At 52.8% G+C, this 16,882-nt stretch carries 19 protein-coding genes; 10 read left to right on the top strand and 9 right to left on the bottom strand.

From position 1 onward, the window contains the following. Positions 1-5: 5 nt before the first annotated feature. From accA to KAJ71_RS18930, 6 genes are all read left to right on the top strand, one after another. A complete protein-coding gene (accA, locus tag KAJ71_RS18955) occupies positions 6-965 on the top strand; it encodes an acetyl-CoA carboxylase carboxyl transferase subunit alpha (RefSeq protein WP_248947109.1) in 960 nt (319 codons plus the stop codon). Between the two features lie 114 nt (positions 966-1,079). Continuing rightward, positions 1,080-3,230 carry a lysine decarboxylase LdcC gene (locus KAJ71_RS18950; protein WP_248947108.1) on the top strand — a complete coding sequence of 717 codons (2,151 nt, stop codon included), beginning with the start codon at positions 1,080-1,082 and terminating at the stop codon, positions 3,228-3,230. Between the two features lie 84 nt (positions 3,231-3,314). Further along, positions 3,315-3,704 carry a VOC family protein gene (locus KAJ71_RS18945; protein WP_248947107.1) on the top strand — a complete coding sequence of 130 codons (390 nt, stop codon included), beginning with the start codon at positions 3,315-3,317 and terminating at the stop codon, positions 3,702-3,704. Positions 3,705-3,944: 240 nt separating this feature from the next. Further along, the gene (locus KAJ71_RS18940; RefSeq protein WP_248947106.1) at positions 3,945-4,838 is read left to right on the top strand and encodes a RhoGAP domain-containing protein; all 894 of its coding nucleotides are present in this window, start codon (positions 3,945-3,947) and stop codon (positions 4,836-4,838) included. Positions 4,839-5,104: 266 nt separating this feature from the next. Continuing rightward, complete coding sequence (tilS, locus tag KAJ71_RS18935) at positions 5,105-6,430, top strand: tRNA lysidine(34) synthetase TilS (protein ID WP_248947105.1); 1,326 nt, start codon at positions 5,105-5,107, stop codon at positions 6,428-6,430. 10 nt (positions 6,431-6,440) lie between these two features. Further along, positions 6,441-6,755, top strand: a complete 315-nt coding sequence (locus KAJ71_RS18930) for a c-type cytochrome (RefSeq protein ID WP_121607655.1) — start codon at positions 6,441-6,443, stop codon at positions 6,753-6,755. Positions 6,756-6,806: 51 nt separating this feature from the next. Here the strand turns inward: KAJ71_RS18930 and rof are convergent, their stop codons facing one another. After that, entirely contained in the window at positions 6,807-7,064 is a 258-nt protein-coding gene (rof, locus tag KAJ71_RS18925) for a Rho-binding antiterminator (RefSeq protein ID WP_223499701.1), read from the bottom strand. Continuing rightward, positions 7,057-7,257 carry a YaeP family protein gene (locus KAJ71_RS18920; protein ID WP_024529521.1) on the bottom strand — a complete coding sequence of 67 codons (201 nt, stop codon included), beginning with the start codon at positions 7,255-7,257 and terminating at the stop codon, positions 7,057-7,059. Before KAJ71_RS18920 ends, rof begins: the two co-directional genes overlap by 8 nt. 214 nt (positions 7,258-7,471) lie before the next feature. Between KAJ71_RS18920 and KAJ71_RS18915 the strand changes: the two genes are divergently transcribed. Genes KAJ71_RS18915 through nlpE form a run of 3 tightly spaced genes read left to right on the top strand, consistent with a single transcriptional unit; the run spans position 7,472 to position 9,165 of the window. Next, entirely contained in the window at positions 7,472-8,020 is a 549-nt protein-coding gene (locus KAJ71_RS18915) for a YaeQ family protein (protein ID WP_021806096.1), read from the top strand. Between the two features lie 3 nt (positions 8,021-8,023). Then, entirely contained in the window at positions 8,024-8,437 is a 414-nt protein-coding gene (gene arfB / locus KAJ71_RS18910; protein ID WP_248947104.1) for an alternative ribosome rescue aminoacyl-tRNA hydrolase ArfB, read from the top strand. Positions 8,438-8,478: 41 nt separating this feature from the next. Then, positions 8,479-9,165 (top strand): envelope stress response activation lipoprotein NlpE, encoded by a 687-nt coding sequence (nlpE, locus tag KAJ71_RS18905; protein ID WP_248947103.1) that lies wholly within the window; start codon positions 8,479-8,481, stop codon positions 9,163-9,165. 75 nt (positions 9,166-9,240) lie between these two features. On the opposite strand, the gene KAJ71_RS18900 is transcribed toward nlpE, so the two are convergent. The 7 genes from KAJ71_RS18900 to metN all read right to left on the bottom strand — a co-directional run bounded on the left by KAJ71_RS18900 (position 9,241) and on the right by metN (position 15,830). Beyond that, positions 9,241-10,107, bottom strand: coding sequence for a YaeF family permuted papain-like enzyme (locus KAJ71_RS18900; RefSeq protein ID WP_283106831.1), 867 nt, complete (start codon positions 10,105-10,107; stop codon positions 9,241-9,243). A 65-nt stretch (positions 10,108-10,172) separates the two neighbouring features. Next, entirely contained in the window at positions 10,173-11,891 is a 1,719-nt protein-coding gene (gene proS / locus KAJ71_RS18895; RefSeq protein WP_248947102.1) for a proline--tRNA ligase, read from the bottom strand. A 121-nt stretch (positions 11,892-12,012) separates the two neighbouring features. Further along, positions 12,013-12,720 carry a tRNA (N6-threonylcarbamoyladenosine(37)-N6)-methyltransferase TrmO gene (gene tsaA / locus KAJ71_RS18890; protein ID WP_248947101.1) on the bottom strand — a complete coding sequence of 236 codons (708 nt, stop codon included), beginning with the start codon at positions 12,718-12,720 and terminating at the stop codon, positions 12,013-12,015. Further along, positions 12,717-13,121 (bottom strand): envelope stress sensor lipoprotein RcsF, encoded by a 405-nt coding sequence (gene rcsF, locus KAJ71_RS18885; RefSeq protein ID WP_248947100.1) that lies wholly within the window; start codon positions 13,119-13,121, stop codon positions 12,717-12,719. Before rcsF ends, tsaA begins: the two co-directional genes overlap by 4 nt. A 117-nt stretch (positions 13,122-13,238) precedes the next feature. After that, positions 13,239-14,054, bottom strand: a complete 816-nt coding sequence (locus tag KAJ71_RS18880) for a MetQ/NlpA family lipoprotein (protein ID WP_024485561.1) — start codon at positions 14,052-14,054, stop codon at positions 13,239-13,241. A gap of 98 nt (positions 14,055-14,152) precedes the next feature. Beyond that, positions 14,153-14,806, bottom strand: coding sequence for a methionine ABC transporter permease MetI (locus tag KAJ71_RS18875; RefSeq protein ID WP_021179942.1), 654 nt, complete (start codon positions 14,804-14,806; stop codon positions 14,153-14,155). After that, complete coding sequence (gene metN / locus KAJ71_RS18870) at positions 14,799-15,830, bottom strand: methionine ABC transporter ATP-binding protein MetN (protein WP_021806092.1); 1,032 nt, start codon at positions 15,828-15,830, stop codon at positions 14,799-14,801. Before metN ends, KAJ71_RS18875 begins: the two co-directional genes overlap by 8 nt. Before the next feature lie 186 nt (positions 15,831-16,016). Here metN and gmhB point away from each other — a divergent pair, with 186 nt between their 5' ends. Further along, entirely contained in the window at positions 16,017-16,580 is a 564-nt protein-coding gene (gmhB, locus tag KAJ71_RS18865) for a D-glycero-beta-D-manno-heptose 1,7-bisphosphate 7-phosphatase (RefSeq protein ID WP_248947099.1), read from the top strand. The last annotated feature ends 302 nt before the right edge of the window (positions 16,581-16,882 follow it).

Below are 16,882 nucleotides of genomic sequence, written 5' to 3'. Positions count from 1 at the left end.
ATGTTATGAGTCTGAATTTTCTTGATTTTGAACAGCCGATTGCAGAGCTGGAAGCGAAAATTGACTCGCTGACCGCAGTCAGCCGTCAAGACGAAAAATTAGATATTAATCTGGACGAAGAGGTTCAGCGCCTGCGTGAGAAGAGCGTTGAGCTGACGCGCAAGATTTTTTCCGATCTTGGGGCCTGGCAGATTGCCCAATTGGCACGCCACCCGCGCCGTCCTTATACCCTGGATTATATCGAACACATCTTTACCGACTTTGAAGAGCTGGCAGGTGATCGTGCCTATGCCGATGACAAAGCCATTGTCGGTGGTATTGCGCGCCTCGATGGCCGCCCGGTGATGATCATTGGTCATCAGAAAGGGCGTGAAACCAAAGAGAAAATCCGCCGCAACTTCGGTATGCCGGCACCAGAAGGCTACCGCAAAGCGCTGCGCCTGATGGAAATGGCTTCCCGCTTCAAGCTGCCATTGATCACCTTCATCGACACCCCGGGTGCTTATCCTGGCGTGGGAGCGGAAGAGCGTGGCCAGTCTGAAGCGATTGCCCGCAACCTGCGTGAAATGTCTCGCCTGAATATTCCGGTGATTTGTACCGTGATCGGCGAAGGCGGCTCCGGTGGTGCATTGGCGATCGGTGTGGGTGATAAAGTGAACATGCTGCAATACAGCACCTATTCGGTGATCTCTCCGGAAGGCTGCGCCTCGATCCTGTGGAAAAGTGCCGATAAGGCACCGATTGCCGCAGAAGCGATGGGCATCACTGCGCCACGTTTGAAAGAGCTGAAGCTGATCGATTCTGTGATCCCAGAGCCTTTGGGCTCCGCTCACCGCGACGTACCGGCAATGGCGGCTTCGTTGAAAGCCCAACTGTTGGCGGATCTGGCGGATCTGGATGGCCTGAACAACGAAGAGTTGCTCAACCGTCGCTATCAACGGCTGATGAACTACGGTTATTGCTGAGTTTGTACGCCTGATGACTAACCGCCTTTCGGGGCGGTTTTTTTATGCGTGTAAGACAGCCCCGGCTTTTTATGTTGTTATAAGCTATTGGTAGTTAACTAAAGGATAGCTGCGATGAATATCATTGCGATCATGAGCCCGATGGGCGTTTATTACAAAGACGAGCCTATCCGCGAGCTGCACGTGGCACTGGCCTCAATGGGCTTCCAACTGGTGTTCCCGAAGAACAGCGGTGATCTGCTCAAGCTGATTGAACACAATGCGCGTATCTGCGGGGTGATCTTCGACTGGGACGAATACAGCCTGGAGCTGTGCAGCGAAATCAACGAGCTGAATGAATACCTGCCGCTGTATGCGTTTATCAACACCCACTCCACCTTCGACGTCCACCTGCACGAAATGCGTATGGTGCTCTATTTCTTTGAGTATGGCCTGAATGCCGCCGACGATATCGCCCAGCGTATTCGCCAGTATACCGATGAGTATATGGACACCATCACCCCCCCGCTGACCAAGGCGCTGTTCACCTATGTGAAGGAGGGGAAATATACCTTCTGTACGCCGGGCCATATGGCGGGCACCGCGTTCCAGAAAAGCCCGGTGGGCTGCCTGTTCTACGATTTCTTTGGTGCCAACACCCTGAAGGCGGATATTTCCATCTCGGTGACGGAACTCGGCTCGCTGCTGGATCATACCGGCCCGCATCTGGAAGCGGAGGAGTACATTGCCCGCACGTTCAACGCGGAGCAGAGCTATCTGGTGACCAACGGTACCTCTACCGCCAACAAGATTGTCGGCATGTATTCGGCTCCTGCCGGTAGCACGGTATTGATTGACCGTAACTGCCATAAATCGCTGTGTCACCTGCTGATGATGTGTGACATCGTGCCGATTTACCTGCGCCCGTTGCGTAACGCGTACGGCATTTTAGGCGGCATTCCTCAGCGTGAATTTACCCGCGACAGCATTGCCAAGCGGGTGGCAAGCACTGCCAACGCCAGTTGGCCGGTACATGCGGTGATCACCAACTCCACCTATGATGGCCTGCTGTATAACACCGATTACATCAAGCAAACGCTGGACGTGGCATCGATCCACTTCGATTCGGCCTGGGTGCCTTACACCAATTTCCATCCGATTTATGACGGCAAGAGCGGCATGAGTGGCGATCGCATCCCGGGCAAGGTGATCTATGAAACTCAGTCGACCCACAAGCTGCTGGCGGCGTTCTCTCAAGCTTCGATGATCCACATTAAAGGGGATTATGACGAGAACACCTTTAACGAAGCCTACATGATGCACACCACCACTTCGCCGCATTACGGCATTGTGGCTTCGATGGAAACCGCTGCGGCGATGCTGCGTGGTAATCCAGGGCGGCGCATGATTAACCGCTCCGTGGAGCGAGCCCTGCATTTTCGCCGTGAAGTGCAACGCCTGTGTGCCGAGAGTGACACCTGGTTCTTCGATATCTGGCAGCCGGAAGAAATTGACGAGGCACAGTGCTGGCCGTTGAACCCGGACGACAACTGGCATGGCTTCGGCCAGACCGACAGCGATCATATGTATCTGGATCCGATCAAGGTCACCATTTTGACGCCGGGGATGAACGAACTGGGTGAGCTGGAAGAAAGCGGGATCCCTGCCGCGCTGGTAGCGAAATACCTGGATGAGCGCGGGATCGTGGTGGAGAAAACTGGCCCATACAACCTGCTATTCCTGTTTAGCATTGGCATCGACAAGACCAAGGCGATGAGCTTGCTGCGCAGCCTGACGGATTTCAAACGTGCTTACGATCTTAACCTGCGGGTGAAAAACATGCTGCCGGATCTGTATGCTGAAGATCCGGACTTCTACCGCAATATGCGCATTCAGGATCTGGCCGCCGGGATCCACCAGCTTATCCGCCAGCACGATTTACCGGGCCTGATGCTGCGTGCGTTTGACGTCCTGCCGGAGATGAAGCTGACGCCTTATGAGATGTTCCAGCAGCAGGTGCGCGGTAATGTGGAAACCTGCGAGATTGACCAGTTGGTCGGCAAGGTAGCGGCGAACATGATCCTGCCTTATCCGCCGGGTGTGCCGGTCGTGATGCCGGGGGAGATGATCACCGAAGAGAGCCGGGCGGTGCTCGATTTCCTGCTGATGCTGTGCTCGATAGGCGAACACTATCCAGGTTTTGAAACCGATATCCACGGGGCCAAACTGACCGAGGATGGGCGCTATCTGGTGAAGGTGCTGAAAACCTCACAGGTTGACTCCTGAACCTGATTACGGTTCTGAATCAGCTCCCTCTCCTTTTGGGAGGGTTGGGGTGAGGGGTCACTAAATAACTTACGGAGTCCATCCATGTTGGCATTACGACAGGTTCACCATATAGCGGTGATTGGTTCTGATTACGCCGCCAGTAAGCACTTTTACTGCGATATCCTGGGGTTCACCCTGTTAGCGGAATATTACCGCGAAGAACGTGACTCCTGGAAAGCCGATCTGGCGCTGAATGGCCAATACGTCATTGAACTGTTTTCTTTCCCATCTCCTCCAGCCAGGCCGAGCCGCCCGGAAGCCTGTGGCCTGCGTCACCTGGCATTCAGCGTAGAGGATATCGAGGCATCGATAGCGCATTTACAGGCGGCAGGGGTCGTTTGCGAGCCAATTCGGGTCGATCCCTATACCCAATCCCGCTTTACCTTTTTCAGCGATCCTGATGGCTTACCGCTTGAGTTGTATGAATTATGAATGCTTTATCTTAAGAAGACGGCCTAGGTGATAGGCCGTTATGCCACCTCACCGTTCGGTTACGAATCTGCACGGTATGGCAGGATCGTTTACCTAGGGTCAGTCCACAACCTTCGTCGGTATATAACCACACAGAAATGTCATGGCATGTTGGGGTTTCTACTTACATGCTCATTTTATGAAAGTCAGTGAGGGGTTAAAATGTTTTACTACATAGAATAAAAACAGGAGAATGGCTATATGTTGCTCATAATTCCAGAAATATTTTTAAAAATACCTAAACCACTAGTAAATGAAGGTGAAAGTACTACCCCATCAACTAAAAAAGGAGGGCCTCTTAGCGAAATAAAGAGGGTTTTTAACGTATTCAATTTTTCTCGACCTTCCGTGAAAAAATCAAAATCGACTTTCATACATACTCCACAAATAAATAAAGGTGAAAGCGCCACCTCATCAACTGAAAAGGTAGGGGGTATTGGGATGGTAAGGAGAGTTATTAATAAAATAAATTTTATTTCTCCTTTCTCGCATTTAAAATCGAAATCAGATATGCCAGAAACAGTTATGGATACAAATTCGGCAGAGCAGATGCTGAAATTTAATACACTTATCTCATATGCTAATAGAAACGAAGCTTTGTTAAATGAGGAGGGTATATTTAGGTTGTCGATTACTTTGTCTGAACGCAGTGATATTATGGGGCATGTTGATACGTTTGAACTCGATAAAGCAGAAGGTGTTACCGGGGTGCAAATTGGTGCCTTAATAAAACAACAATTCAGGAGTGCATTAACAGATGATGACAAAAATATAATATATGAGCTTGTGAAACAGAATGAAAAATCGCCGAATAAGTTATCGCCACTGAACTATGGTCAACTCCCTGACGCTCTGAAAATATTAATTCCTTTGTTGGTGAAGACAGCGTTGCAAGAGGGGAGAAATAGAATGAGTGCTCGCTGTTTGGGGGTGGTATTCGGCCCGAATATGATGAAGGATATGGACATTGGTATCGTTACACAGTCAACAGCACTAGGTTACAATAAACTTTTAGAAGACCTCATTACTATAGAAATGAAGAATGAGGAAATCGCGAGGGCGGCGAAGATAGAAGCGCGTAACCAGTTTCATTAACGGCAGATATCGCATAAGGCACTTTTGCAATTCGTAATTCAGCTTTAGCGACTTAAAACACCATTGATTTGATGGTGTTTCCCGCGTGTATGACCCCATGTCAGGGCGTTACCTGGCCTTTTCGCAACGCCTGTATCAATTCGGGAGTCGCAGGCTGTGTCGCCGTGGTGGGGAATGACCCGGCGCAATGATAGCGCGGTTAATGCTTGATTGATGGCGGTGGGCTGGTTAACGTGCAGCTATGTAGATGTCACTAAGCCCAATTAATGAAGACCCACCACCTCCTGACACAAATTGCCGACCACCTAGGGGCTGAACGCCAACTACTGCTGGCGTTTAGCGGCGGCCTGGATTCCACCGTGCTGCTGCACCTGCTGGTGCAGTTGCGCCAGCAACAACCGGACATTGCCCTGCGCGCGGTGCATGTCCACCATGGCCTGAGCCGTTTTGCCGATGATTGGGTGGCACATTGCCAGCAGCAATGCGAACGCTGGCAGGTACCGCTGGTGGTACAACATGTACAGCTTGAGGGACGGCCAGGGGGCATTGAGGCGGCGGCCCGTTCTGCCCGCTACGCCGCTTTCGCAGAAACGTTGGCCGTAGATGAGGCTTTGCTGACGGCACAGCATCTTGACGATCAATGTGAAACCTTTTTGCTGGCCTTAAAACGGGGCAGCGGCCCTGCGGGGCTGTCTGCCATGGCAGCACAAACCCTGTTGGGTAATAATCCGTTATTGCGCCCGCTGTTGGGAATATCACGCCAGCAGTTGGAAGCCTACGCACAACAGCATCAACTGCAATGGATCGAGGATGACAGCAATCAGGATCCTCGTTTTGAACGCAACTTCTTACGTCTGAACGTTCTGCCGATATTGAATCAGCGTTGGCCGCATTTTGCGGCAGCCACCGCGCGTAGCGCTGAATTATGTGCCGAGCAGGAGCAACTGCTGGATGAGCTGCTGGCCGAGCAATTAACCCAACTGCTGGATAACGAAAACTCGCTCGCTATCGCCGAATTGGCTACCTGTTCTGCGGCCAGGCGCTATGCTTTGCTGCGACGCTGGATTGGGCTGTTTGGCGTCACCATGCCCGCGCGCGATGGCTTGTATCGGCTCTGGCAGGAGGTTGCGTTAAGCCGGGAAGATGCCGAACCGCAGCTGCAACTCGGGAACTACCAGATCCGCCGTTTTCGCCAGCGCTTGTACCTGCTACCGCTGCTGGCTGACCTGAGCGGCACACAATTGCCTTGGCCTAATGAGGCTCCACTGGCGTTACCCGACGGACTGGGTACTCTGTACGTGGGCGAAGGTGAATGCCAGATACGCGCCCCTTTAGAGCATGAGTCGGTCAGCGTGCGTTTTACCGCCAAGGGCAGGGTGCGGATTGTTGGCCGTGCCGGTTCACGTCCGATCAAAAAACTGTGGCAAGAGTTGGCTATTCCACCGTGGCAGCGTGAACGAATTCCTTTGGTCTACTATGATGAGCTGTTAATCGCTGCCGTGGGCGTATTTATTACTGAGGAAGGGCAAGCGTCTTCGGGGCAACCGGCTTGGCGGCTTGGCTGGAAAAAAAATAATAACAATCTTCTGTGAGGAGTGGACAATGAAATTGGTGAGCGTAATGGTAGTGATGGCCGGCGTGCTGAGTTTTTCCGCCATGGCGGCGGGGGATGCGGCGGCAGGGAAGAATAAATCGGCCAGCTGCATGGCCTGCCACGGCGCGGAAGGCAAGGTTTCGGTACCGATGTACCCGAATCTGGCCGGGCAGAATCAAATGTATCTGGAGCACTCTTTGCAGGCTTACAAGAAAGGGGAGCGCTCTGGCGGGCAGGCGGAAGTAATGAAGGCCTATGTCTCGGGTTTGTCGGATGAGGATATTGCCGACCTGGCGGCCTATTACGCCAGCCTTAAGCCTTAAATGACGAGGGCAGCCCTTGGGCTGCCCTGTGGAGATGGCGTTACCGCTATATCAGTCTGACAGGCTGACAACCACGGTACCGATTTCCGGATGACTGAAACTGAGGATGTGATCCAGACGCAAGCTGAGAGCACTACCGGCCTGGTCGACAATCAGGTATTCAACGCCCTTGGTAAATTTCAACTCGGTGGCAATGCCTTCGAACTTCTCTCCGTCGCGTAACTCTAGCTTCAGAATGTAGTTATGCTGACAGGCGAGTTCCAGGCTTTCATAGTCATCGCAATTGATGGATTGGTACTCATCATTCATCAACATGGTCGCTCACCAATAAGTTAGCGGCGGCAAATGCCGCCTGTTCCCTAACGGAGGACGGTAGCTCGCTATTCGCGGCAACCTCGTCCAATGCCTTTAACACACATGCTAGTGCATCCGGCACGTAGCCTAGATCTCCACTGCCGATCTGAGCGTAAAAACGTCGTACTAACTCACAGTATTGTTGCACAATGGCCTCCCTTTAGGATCTCTGCATTATCGCCACGCAGGCTGCAATAAGGCACAGACACTCGGGGTTAAATCCTATCTAAAGGACTATAGCACAGGTGTTGGGGAGTTATTAGCTCCTCTTTAGGGGCATCAGCCCACTCCTGACGCTCTCCGCGCTGGCTGTGGGCTGCCCTGATCAAGTACAATGTGGCCTGCTAATAATGAGGTTACCCATGGCGCTGAAAGCAACAATTTATAAAGCCACGCTCAATATCGCTGATATGGATCGTCACTTTTACTTTGATACCACACTCACCCTGGCCCAGCATCCTTCAGAAACCGAACAGCGCATGATGCTGCGCCTGCTGGCCTGGATCTGCCATGCCGATGAACGCCTGGTGTTTACCAAAGGCCTGAGTGCGGAAGACGAGCCGGAAATCTGGCGGCGTAATGACCATAATGGGCTGGAAATGTGGATAGAGCTGGGGCTGCCGGACGAGAAACGCATCAAGAAAGCCTGCAATCAGTCACCTCGGGTGGTGCTTTACGCCTATGGCGATCGCGCCGGGCATGTCTGGTGGCAGTCTATGCAGAGCAAGGTGGCCAACCACAAGAACCTGAGCATTCGTTTTCTTGATGATGAACAACTGTCCCGCCTGACTGCGTTAGCCAGCCGCAATATGACGCTACAGGCCACGTTGCAGGAAGGCACCATCTGGCTGTCAGACCTTCAGAATAGTCTGGAAATTCAATTTGCCGAATGGCAGCAGGCGCAGGTATAAGCGGTGCTGGAACTGTCAAGAAACGTAGCCATACCGGACAACGAAATAGAATTAACGGCGATCCGCGCGCAGGGTGCGGGTGGCCAGCATGTGAATAAAACCTCAACGGCGATCCATTTGCGCTTTGACATTCGGGCGTCCAGCCTGCCAGAGTACTATAAAGAACGGCTGCTGGCGCTTAACCATCATCTAGTGACCGCCGATGGGGTGGTGATTATCAAAGCGCAGGAATATCGCAGCCAGGAAATGAATCGTGAAGCGGCACAGGCCCGGTTGGTGGCGCTGATCCAACAGGCGATGGTGGTCGAAAAGACGCGTAGGGCAACCAAACCCAGCAAAGGGGCCAAATTACGCCGTCTTGAAGGCAAGGTGCGCAAAGGTGCCACCAAGGCACTGCGCGGCAAGGTTCAGCCTTAGCCTACGCCGTGGATATCAATGGATGACAACAGGAGAATAACTTGAAGCAAATAACTATCGCCCTGTTTTTAGCGGCAGGAGCCCTTTCATTGCTGGGATGTAACAATCAATACCAGCCAAAAGAACAAGCGCTTCAGCCGATGCAGCAGAGCTATCAGGGCTTATTGCCTTGTGCGGACTGCACTGGGTTGGACACCTCACTGTTCCTCGATGAGGACGGCACCTTTGTGTTGCAGGAAACCTATCGTGGCGCTAAAGGTGGCGATCAAACCTTTGCCAGCTACGGCACATGGGCTCGTACGGCAGATAAGCTAGTGCTGACCGAAAGCAACGGTGAAAAACGCTATTTCCACCCGGAAGGCAAGCAATTGAGAATGCTGGACCGCAGTGGTGCACCGATTGTGTCTCAGCTTAATTATGTGCTGTCACCGGTGACCAAAGCCTTGCCGAAAACGCCGATGCCATTGACCGGGTTGTATACCTATATGGCCGATGCGGCGGTATTCCAGGATTGTGCCACGGGTAAAACCTTCCCGGTAGAGAATAATATCGCGCTGGAGCAGGGCTATCTGAAGGCTCAGCGGGCGCCGGGCGAACCGGTATTTCTGATGTTGAATGGGCATTTCAGCGTACAACCTTCCATGGAGGAAGGACAGATGGAAAAAGCGCTGATCCCGGAGCCGGGTGGCAAAATCGCTTTCGACAACAGCAAGAGCTGTGCAAACTGACCAACGGCGGCTAGCTCACTTTGTAGGGGCGCTGCATGCTGCGCCCGCTTAGTTTTGTTATCAATTTGAGCCTCTTCATTTTATGAGGGGGCTGCTAATTTGATCTGTTGATGAGGGCAGGTCTGTTGCGATTGGCTGGTTTTTTGCCAGCGTCCGCGAACGTAAATAGATCCCCGGCTTAATATGGCCAACGTAAACCAGCGCTTTGCTAGGTGCCAGCGTAGCAATATCCCCTTCGCGCATATGCAGTAAATCACCCGGGCTGACCCAGCCTGGGGCGGCCAACGTCAGCGGATGCCCGGCGTTTTCAAACGCGGTAATCACAAACTCCGAGCAAAAATAGGACGACTCTGCGCCGGTCGGCGACTTGAGCTGGGCTGCGGCCAACCCTTGGACACATTGCTGGCGGAAATCGGCAGAGAAGGGGTTCAGCGAACACAGTTGCTTAGTCATCATAAAGGGCACCATCTCGGCAATGCCCAGATAGTTATACCGGCTGCCAGCCTTTTGGCTGGCGAATTGGCGGATCTGGCTAGCCTGCTCCGGTGTCAGATCGGGGATGCGCAAAGCAAACATCTTGTCGCTATGGGTCAGCGCGTCTTTCAGGCTGATAATCTGCACGCCTTCCCCTACCGCTTCGGCAACCTGGCCTTCGCCAATATACACAGCCACATGGCTGACTGACGAAGTACTCAAGATACGGATCCCGAGTGATTTCAAACCAATCGTTGAGGAGAACAGCAGGTCTCCCTCTTGCAGGTCGGCCTGATTGATTTCGCGCAGCGTTTTTCCTGGGGCGGAACTTAACGATTGGAACTGAACGTTGACGGGATTGATGGGGTGTTTTTCACGGTCGGATAAGCCTACGTCCATAGTGCAACCGGTCAAAAACACCGAAAGCAAAGCAAACAGGCGGGTAGCCGAGGGGCTGCGCAATGGCATAAGTTAATCCTTTAACAACAAAATCCATTAATAAAGCCCCCCGTCTGGGGGGCTTTGTCTAGCGATTAGCGTTGGATCTGGCCCAGCAGGAAATCAACGATTACGCCGGTTTTGATCATCTGCTTCTCGCCAACACGGCGGTTTTTGTACTCAATTTCTTCGCTGTCGAGGTTACGATCGCCGATCACGATGGAGTGAGGCACGCCGATCAGTTCCATATCGGCAAACATCACGCCCGGGCGCTCTTTACGATCGTCCAGGATCACGTCGATGCCGTGTGAACGCAGGATATCGTACAGTTCCTCAGCCAGTGCCTGCACGCGGAATGATTTGTGCATATTCATTGGCAGAATGGCTACCTGGAACGGGGCAATCGCGTCCGGCCAGATAATGCCACGGTCATCGTGATTCTGCTCAATGGCGGCAGCCACCACGCGTGTCACGCCGATGCCGTAGCAACCCATGGTCAGTACCTGATTGCGGCCATCTTCACCCTGTACGGTGGCTTTCATTGCTTCCGAATACTTGGTACCCAGTTGGAAGATGTGGCCCACTTCGATACCGCGCTTGATCAACAGCGTACCTTTACCGTCTGGGCTGGCATCGCCTTCCACCACGTTACGGATATCGGCGCTCTGTGGCAGCGGCAAATCACGCTCCCAGTTGATGCCAAAGTAGTGTTTGCCATCGATGTTGGCACCGGCACCAAAGTCGCTCATAGCGGCTACGCTGCGATCAACAACCACTGGGATCGGCAGGTTGACTGGACCAAGGGAGCCTGGGCCTGCGCCGACGATTGCACGGATTTCTTCTTCCGTGGCGAAAACCAGTGGAACCGCGACCTGTGGCAGTTTCTCGGCCTTGATTTCATTTAGTTCGTGATCGCCGCGCACCAGCAGAGCAACCAGCTTGTGGCCACTCTCTTCACGGGCGTGCACCATCAAGGTTTTCACCGTTTTCTCTATTGGCAGTTGGAATTGCTCTACCAGTTCGGCAATGGTTTTGGCGTTTGGCGTATCGATGATGCGCAGTTCTTCGGTTGCCGCAGCACGTGGCTGAGCAGGGGCAACCGCTTCGGCCAGCTCGATGTTGGCGGCATAGTCGGAACCGGTTGAGAACACGATATCGTCTTCACCGCTTTCTGCCAGCACCTGGAATTCGTGCGACGCGCTGCCACCGATGGAGCCGGTATCGGCCAGCACCGGACGGAAATCCAGACCCATACGGTTGAAGATCTTGCTGTAGGCCTCGTACATCGCGTCGTAGGTGACCTGCAAGGATTCCTGGGTGGTGTGGAAGGAATAAGCGTCCTTCATCAGGAATTCACGTGAGCGCATCACGCCAAAACGTGGGCGAACCTCGTCACGGAACTTGGTCTGAATCTGGAAGAAGTTCAGCGGCAGCTGCTTGTAAGAGCTGATTTCATTGCGGATCAGATCGGTGATCACTTCTTCATGGGTTGGACCAAGCACAAAGGGACGATCGCCGCGATCGACAAAACGCAGCAATTCCGGGCCATACTGCTCCCAGCGGCCGCTTTCCAGCCAGAGGTCTGCGGGCTGAACAACCGGCATGGAAACTTCGATCGCGTTAGCATTGTTCATTTCTTCGCGAACGATGTTTTCAACCTTCTTCAGAACGCGCAGGCCGGTCGGCAACCAGGTGTAAAGACCGGAGGCCAGCTTGCGGATCATCCCGGCGCGTAGCATCAGCTGGTGGCTGATCACTTCGGCGTCGGCAGGTGTCTCCTTCAGTGTGGAGAGCAGATATTGGCTTGTACGCATGGTGTTTTGGTTCCGTTAGAACTGCAAATTGCATCGGGCTGCCAGGGTTGGCCGCCAAAATTTTCAAAAGTGGTTTAGTTTACCAGCGCAAGCCGGTTGTCAAAAGAGAGCGGGCGGAATTTTAACGGGCGTCGAGCGACAACACTTCGCTTTGACTATCAACGATCCGCCAGCGTACGTTGAACTCCAACAACCATACCGCATATTCGCGCCCGCTGGCTTCTTCTTTTCGATAGGCGGGGCGAGGATCTTGCGCCAGAACCTGAGTGATAAAACGGCGCAGGTTGGGGTAGCGCCGCAAATGTTGCTGCAGCTGTTGTTCCGCTTCGGGCGAGAAATACACCGGCATATCACCAGCCGGAGCCGCCTGAGCAAACCCGGCTCGCGCTTGCGGATGGCTTTCGGCAAACGGTAAATAGGGTTTGATATCGACCACCGGCGTACCGTCGACCAAATCCAGGCTGCCCAGCTCCAATACCACCTCGCCCCCTTGAGTCCGTATGCCTTTCAGTTCGATCAAGGACATACCCAACGGGTTAGGGCGAAAGGTCGAACGGGTGGCGAACACGCCCATACGCGCATTGCCGCCCAGACGAGGAGGCCGCACGGTAGGACGCCAGCCTCCTTCCATGGTTTGATGAAACACAAACATCACCCACAGATGGCTGAACTCGCTGAGGCCACGTACCGCTTCTGCCTGATTGTAAGGCGGCAGCAACAACAGTTCACCGCCGCCGTCTTCAACTAGCCCAGGCTGACGGGGAACCGCGAATTTCTCTTTATAGGGAGAACGGATGGTGCCGATCTGCTCAAAAACAAACTCGGTCATTTGGCTGAGACGTTAAGCGCAGAGCCTTGGCAGATGGCTTGCTGGTAACAGCCGGCGACGCCGCTGACAATCTGACAGTCATGCAGTAGCACCGCATTGGCCTTCATGTAGGAAGCTCGGGTCTGCATACGCTTACGTGCGGTATTCAGATTTGGCGGAGAGTCCTGAACCGTGGTCTGACAGGATTCGCCAGAAACCTCCCCTAAATCGCGGAAAGGCTTGCCGACCAGTTCTTCTGCACTCTTGTACAGTTTAACCGGGGCCGGGCGGGCTGCTGGAGTGGCTTTTACCGGAGCGGGAGCGGCCGTAGTTGTTGTGCTGTTTGTTGTGGATGGATCCGTGTGCTGCGTTGAGCATCCAGTCAGCGCGAGCGCTAACAAACAGAGAGGTAAAACACGCATTGAGAGTCCCTGCCATTTTATAATCAAAGTGGCGCTATTGAAGCAATCTCTGGCGCAAATAACAAGACGGGCTGTAGCCCGTCTTGCAATTATCGGAATAAAATGGCTATTGAATGATTACCAGCCTTTTACTGCGCCACCGTTAAAGATCTTGTTGGCCGCTTCGTTAACTTCGTCAGACTGGTAAGCCTGAACGAATTTCTTCACGTTTTCCGCGTCTTTGTTATCTTCACGGGCAACCATGATGTTGACGTAAGGTGAGTCTTTATCTTCAACAAACAGACCGTCTTTGGCAGGCGTCAAACCAATCTGGCTGGCGTAGGTGGTGTTGATGATGGCCAGAGCGATTTGCTGATCGTCCAGTGAACGTGGCAGCTGTGGCGCTTCCAGTTCAACCAGCTTCAGGTTTTTCGGGTTCTCGGTCACGTCCAGCACGGTTGGCAGCAGGCCAACACCGTCTTTCAGCTTGATCAGACCCTGTTTTTCCAGCAGTAACAGTGAACGCCCCAGGTTGGTTGGATCGTTAGGCAGTGCTACCTGTGAACCTTCTTGCAGCTCATCAATGGATTTGATCTTTTTGGAGTAACCGGCAATCGGGTACACGAAGGTGTTACCCACCGTAACCAGTTTATAACCACGATCCTTGATCTGCTGATCCAGGTAAGGCTTGTGCTGGAAGGCGTTGACATCGATATCGCCTTTGCTCAGGGCTTCATTTGGCAATACGTAGTCGTTGAAGGTGACCAGCTCAACGTCCAGGCCATACTTATCTTTTGCCACTTTTTGTGCCACTTCAGCCACTTGCTGTTCAGCACCGACAATAACGCCCACTTTGATATGGTTTGGATCTTTTTCATCCTGGCCACAACCGGCCAGAGCCAGAGTACCGATCAGTGCGCCGATTGTTGCGATGGATTTAAATTTTAACGACATATCCCTTCCTCAATTAGACTCGCATATGAAATACGCCTTACTCTTTATCCTGCCAGATGCAGCAAAGCTATCGAGTAGATGTCAGCGCGTGGGTAAAGTTATTTGTGGGTAACGGCCTTCACGATACGGTCGCCACCAAACTGGATCAGATACACCAGCACCACCAGTAATATTAATACCGTATTCATCACGGTAGCGTTATAACCAATATATCCATACTGATAACCAATTTGACCTAAGCCACCGGCACCGACGGCACCGCCCATTGCAGAATAGCCCACCAGGGTGATCAGCGTGATGGTAGCGGCGTTCACCAAACCTGGCAGCGCTTCAGGCAACAGCACTTTGGTGATGATTTGCATTGGGGTCGCACCCATGGCACGAGCGGCTTCAACCAGACCTGACGGAATTTCCAACAGCGCGTTTTCTACCATACGGGCAATAAAGGGAGCCGCGCCTACCGTCAGTGGAACGATAGCCGCCTGCAAACCGATAGAGGTGCCAACGATCATGCGAGTGAACGGGATCATCCAGACCAGCAAGATAATGAACGGGATGGAACGGAAAATGTTCACTAACCCGGACAACACCTTATAGACGGTGTTATTGGCAATGATTTGCCCAGGGCGGGTCACATATAACAGTACGCCAACCGGTAAGCCAAGAACAAAGCCAAAGAAGCCGGAGACAAAGGTCATCGTAACGGTTTCCCACACGCCACGTGCCATTAACCACATCATTGCCTCAGACATAACCCAGAACCTCTACTTTTACCTGATTTTCTTGCAGGAACTTAATCGTTGCCTGTGCATCTTCATCGGAGCCGTGCAGCTCAGCCAGCATCACGCCGAACTTCACGCCGCCAGCGTAATCCATTTGTGCACTGATAATATTGTTGTTCACGTTAAAGCGGCGGGCCGCTTCTGACAGTAAAGGTGCATCGACCGAGCGGCCGGTAAACTCCAGGCGTAACAGCGGTTGACGGCCTCCGGTACGCTCAGGCACCAGGCGCGCGGCGTAGTCGTCCGGGATATCCAGATGCAGCGTAGCTTGGATAAACTGCTGTGCCAGTGGCGTTTTGGGATGTGAGAACACTTCGCTGACGCTGTCTTTCTCAATCAACTGGCCCTGGCTGATCACCGCAACCTGATCGCAGATACGCTTCACCACATCCATTTCATGGGTGATCAGCAGGATGGTCAGTCCCAGACGGCGGTTGATGTCTTTCAGCAGTTCGAGAATGGAGCGGGTGGTGGCGGGATCCAGCGCACTGGTCGCTTCGTCGCACAGCAGCACTTTAGGATTGCTAGCCAGCGCACGGGCGATGGCCACACGCTGCTTTTGGCCACCTGACAGATTGGCAGGGTAGGCATCGTGCTTGTCAGACAGACCAACCAGCTCCAGCAGCTCGACCACGCGTTTTTTGATTTCCGCGCGTGGGGTGTTGTCCAACTCCAACGGTAGGGCAACGTTACCGAAGACCGTACGTGAAGAGAGCAGGTTAAAGTGTTGGAAGATCATGCCAATCTGGCGGCGTGCGCGAGTCAGCTCGCCTTCAGACAGGGAAGTCAGATCCTGGCCATCAACCAGAACGGTACCTGACGTTGGGCGCTCAAGCATGTTGGCGCAGCGGATCAGTGTACTCTTACCGGCGCCTGAGGCACCGATGACGCCATAAATCTGTCCGGCAGGAACGTGAAGAGTCACGTCGGAGAGTGCGCTAATGGAACGCGACCCCTGCTGGAACACTTTGGTGATGTTGGAAAGTTTAATCATATTCTTCTTATTTTTAGCTTGGTTGCCGTGGCCTAATAAAGAGAGACCTTGATCAGCGCCAAGGTCTGGATCAGATGTTAAGGCGTCTAGACGTCTAAGTCAACGTTAACGCTATTCTTCATCATTCTCAGTCTCGGCGAAAACATGCGATACTGTGGCGGTTTTCAGGCTTTCAGGAGCATACCGGTGACACAACGCGTTCCAGCAATTTTCTTAGATCGTGACGGCACGATTAATATCGATCATGGCTACGTCCATGAAATAGATGATTTCCAGTTTATCGATGGCGTGATTGACGCCTGTCGTGAACTGAAAAGCATGGGCTTCGCCCTGGTGCTGGTCACCAACCAGTCTGGCATTGCCCGTGGCAAATTTAGCGAAGACCAGTTTATGCGTCTGACAGAATGGATGGACTGGTCGATGGCCGACCGCGATGTCGATCTGGACGGCATCTATTTCTGCCCACATCATCCTGAAGCAGCAATAGAAGAGTATCGTCAGGTTTGTGATTGCCGCAAACCTCAGCCGGGCATGTTGTTACAGGCGCAGAAAGAACTGAATATCGATTTGGCCGCTTCTTATATGGTTGGCGACAAAATCGAGGACATGCAGGCAGCCGCGGCGGCAGGGGTAGGCACTAAAGTATTGGTGCGTACCGGCAAGCCAGTCACTGAAGAAGGTGAGAAAGCGGCGGATTGGGTGCTAAACAGCCTGCAAGAGCTGCCTGCAGCGATTAAAAAGCGGGTTTAAGCAGCGTTATGCATGAATAGTGAGCGGTCGGAAGAAAAGTGCATATTATCCCTTGTCATTCTGAACCAGCTCCCTATAATGCGCCTCCATCGACACGGAACATGTGAACAACTTCACAGAGTCTCCGGGGTCGCAGAGAAAAAACCTGAAATTAAGGTTGACTCTGAAAGAGGAAAGCGTAATATACGCCACCTCGAGTTAGCAAGCGAAAGCACGCAACTCACTGCTCTTTAACAATTTATCAGACAATCTGTGTGGGCACTCACAAGACGATATCCAGCTACTTCGGTAGCAAAAAAATA

This window comes from Serratia silvae (genome assembly GCF_023282985.1).
In the GTDB taxonomy this organism is placed as follows: Bacteria; Pseudomonadota; Gammaproteobacteria; order Enterobacterales; family Enterobacteriaceae; genus Chania; species Chania silvae.
The sequence above is the reverse complement of the archived record's forward strand: the minus strand, read 5'-3'. Positions and strand labels throughout refer to the sequence as shown.

Excerpts from the sequence above, each read along its gene's own strand:
- accA (WP_248947109.1), top strand. The coding sequence starts at position 6 with ATGAGTCTGAATTTTCTTGATTTTGAACAGCCGATTGCAGAGCTGGAA.
- KAJ71_RS18950 (WP_248947108.1), top strand. The coding sequence starts at position 1,080 with ATGAATATCATTGCGATCATGAGCCCGATGGGCGTTTATTACAAAGAC.
- KAJ71_RS18945 (WP_248947107.1), top strand. The coding sequence starts at position 3,315 with ATGTTGGCATTACGACAGGTTCACCATATAGCGGTGATTGGTTCTGAT.
- KAJ71_RS18940 (WP_248947106.1), top strand. The coding sequence starts at position 3,945 with ATGTTGCTCATAATTCCAGAAATATTTTTAAAAATACCTAAACCACTA.
- tilS (WP_248947105.1), top strand. The coding sequence starts at position 5,105 with ATGAAGACCCACCACCTCCTGACACAAATTGCCGACCACCTAGGGGCT.
- KAJ71_RS18930 (WP_121607655.1), top strand. The coding sequence starts at position 6,441 with ATGAAATTGGTGAGCGTAATGGTAGTGATGGCCGGCGTGCTGAGTTTT.
- rof (WP_223499701.1), bottom strand. The coding sequence starts at position 7,064 with ATGAATGATGAGTACCAATCCATCAATTGCGATGACTATGAAAGCCTG.
- KAJ71_RS18915 (WP_021806096.1), top strand. The coding sequence starts at position 7,472 with ATGGCGCTGAAAGCAACAATTTATAAAGCCACGCTCAATATCGCTGAT.
- KAJ71_RS18900 (WP_283106831.1), bottom strand. The coding sequence starts at position 10,107 with ATGCCATTGCGCAGCCCCTCGGCTACCCGCCTGTTTGCTTTGCTTTCG.
- proS (WP_248947102.1), bottom strand. The coding sequence starts at position 11,891 with ATGCGTACAAGCCAATATCTGCTCTCCACACTGAAGGAGACACCTGCC.
- tsaA (WP_248947101.1), bottom strand. The coding sequence starts at position 12,720 with ATGACCGAGTTTGTTTTTGAGCAGATCGGCACCATCCGTTCTCCCTAT.
- rcsF (WP_248947100.1), bottom strand. The coding sequence starts at position 13,121 with ATGCGTGTTTTACCTCTCTGTTTGTTAGCGCTCGCGCTGACTGGATGC.
- KAJ71_RS18880 (WP_024485561.1), bottom strand. The coding sequence starts at position 14,054 with ATGTCGTTAAAATTTAAATCCATCGCAACAATCGGCGCACTGATCGGT.
- KAJ71_RS18875 (WP_021179942.1), bottom strand. The coding sequence starts at position 14,806 with ATGTCTGAGGCAATGATGTGGTTAATGGCACGTGGCGTGTGGGAAACC.
- metN (WP_021806092.1), bottom strand. The coding sequence starts at position 15,830 with ATGATTAAACTTTCCAACATCACCAAAGTGTTCCAGCAGGGGTCGCGT.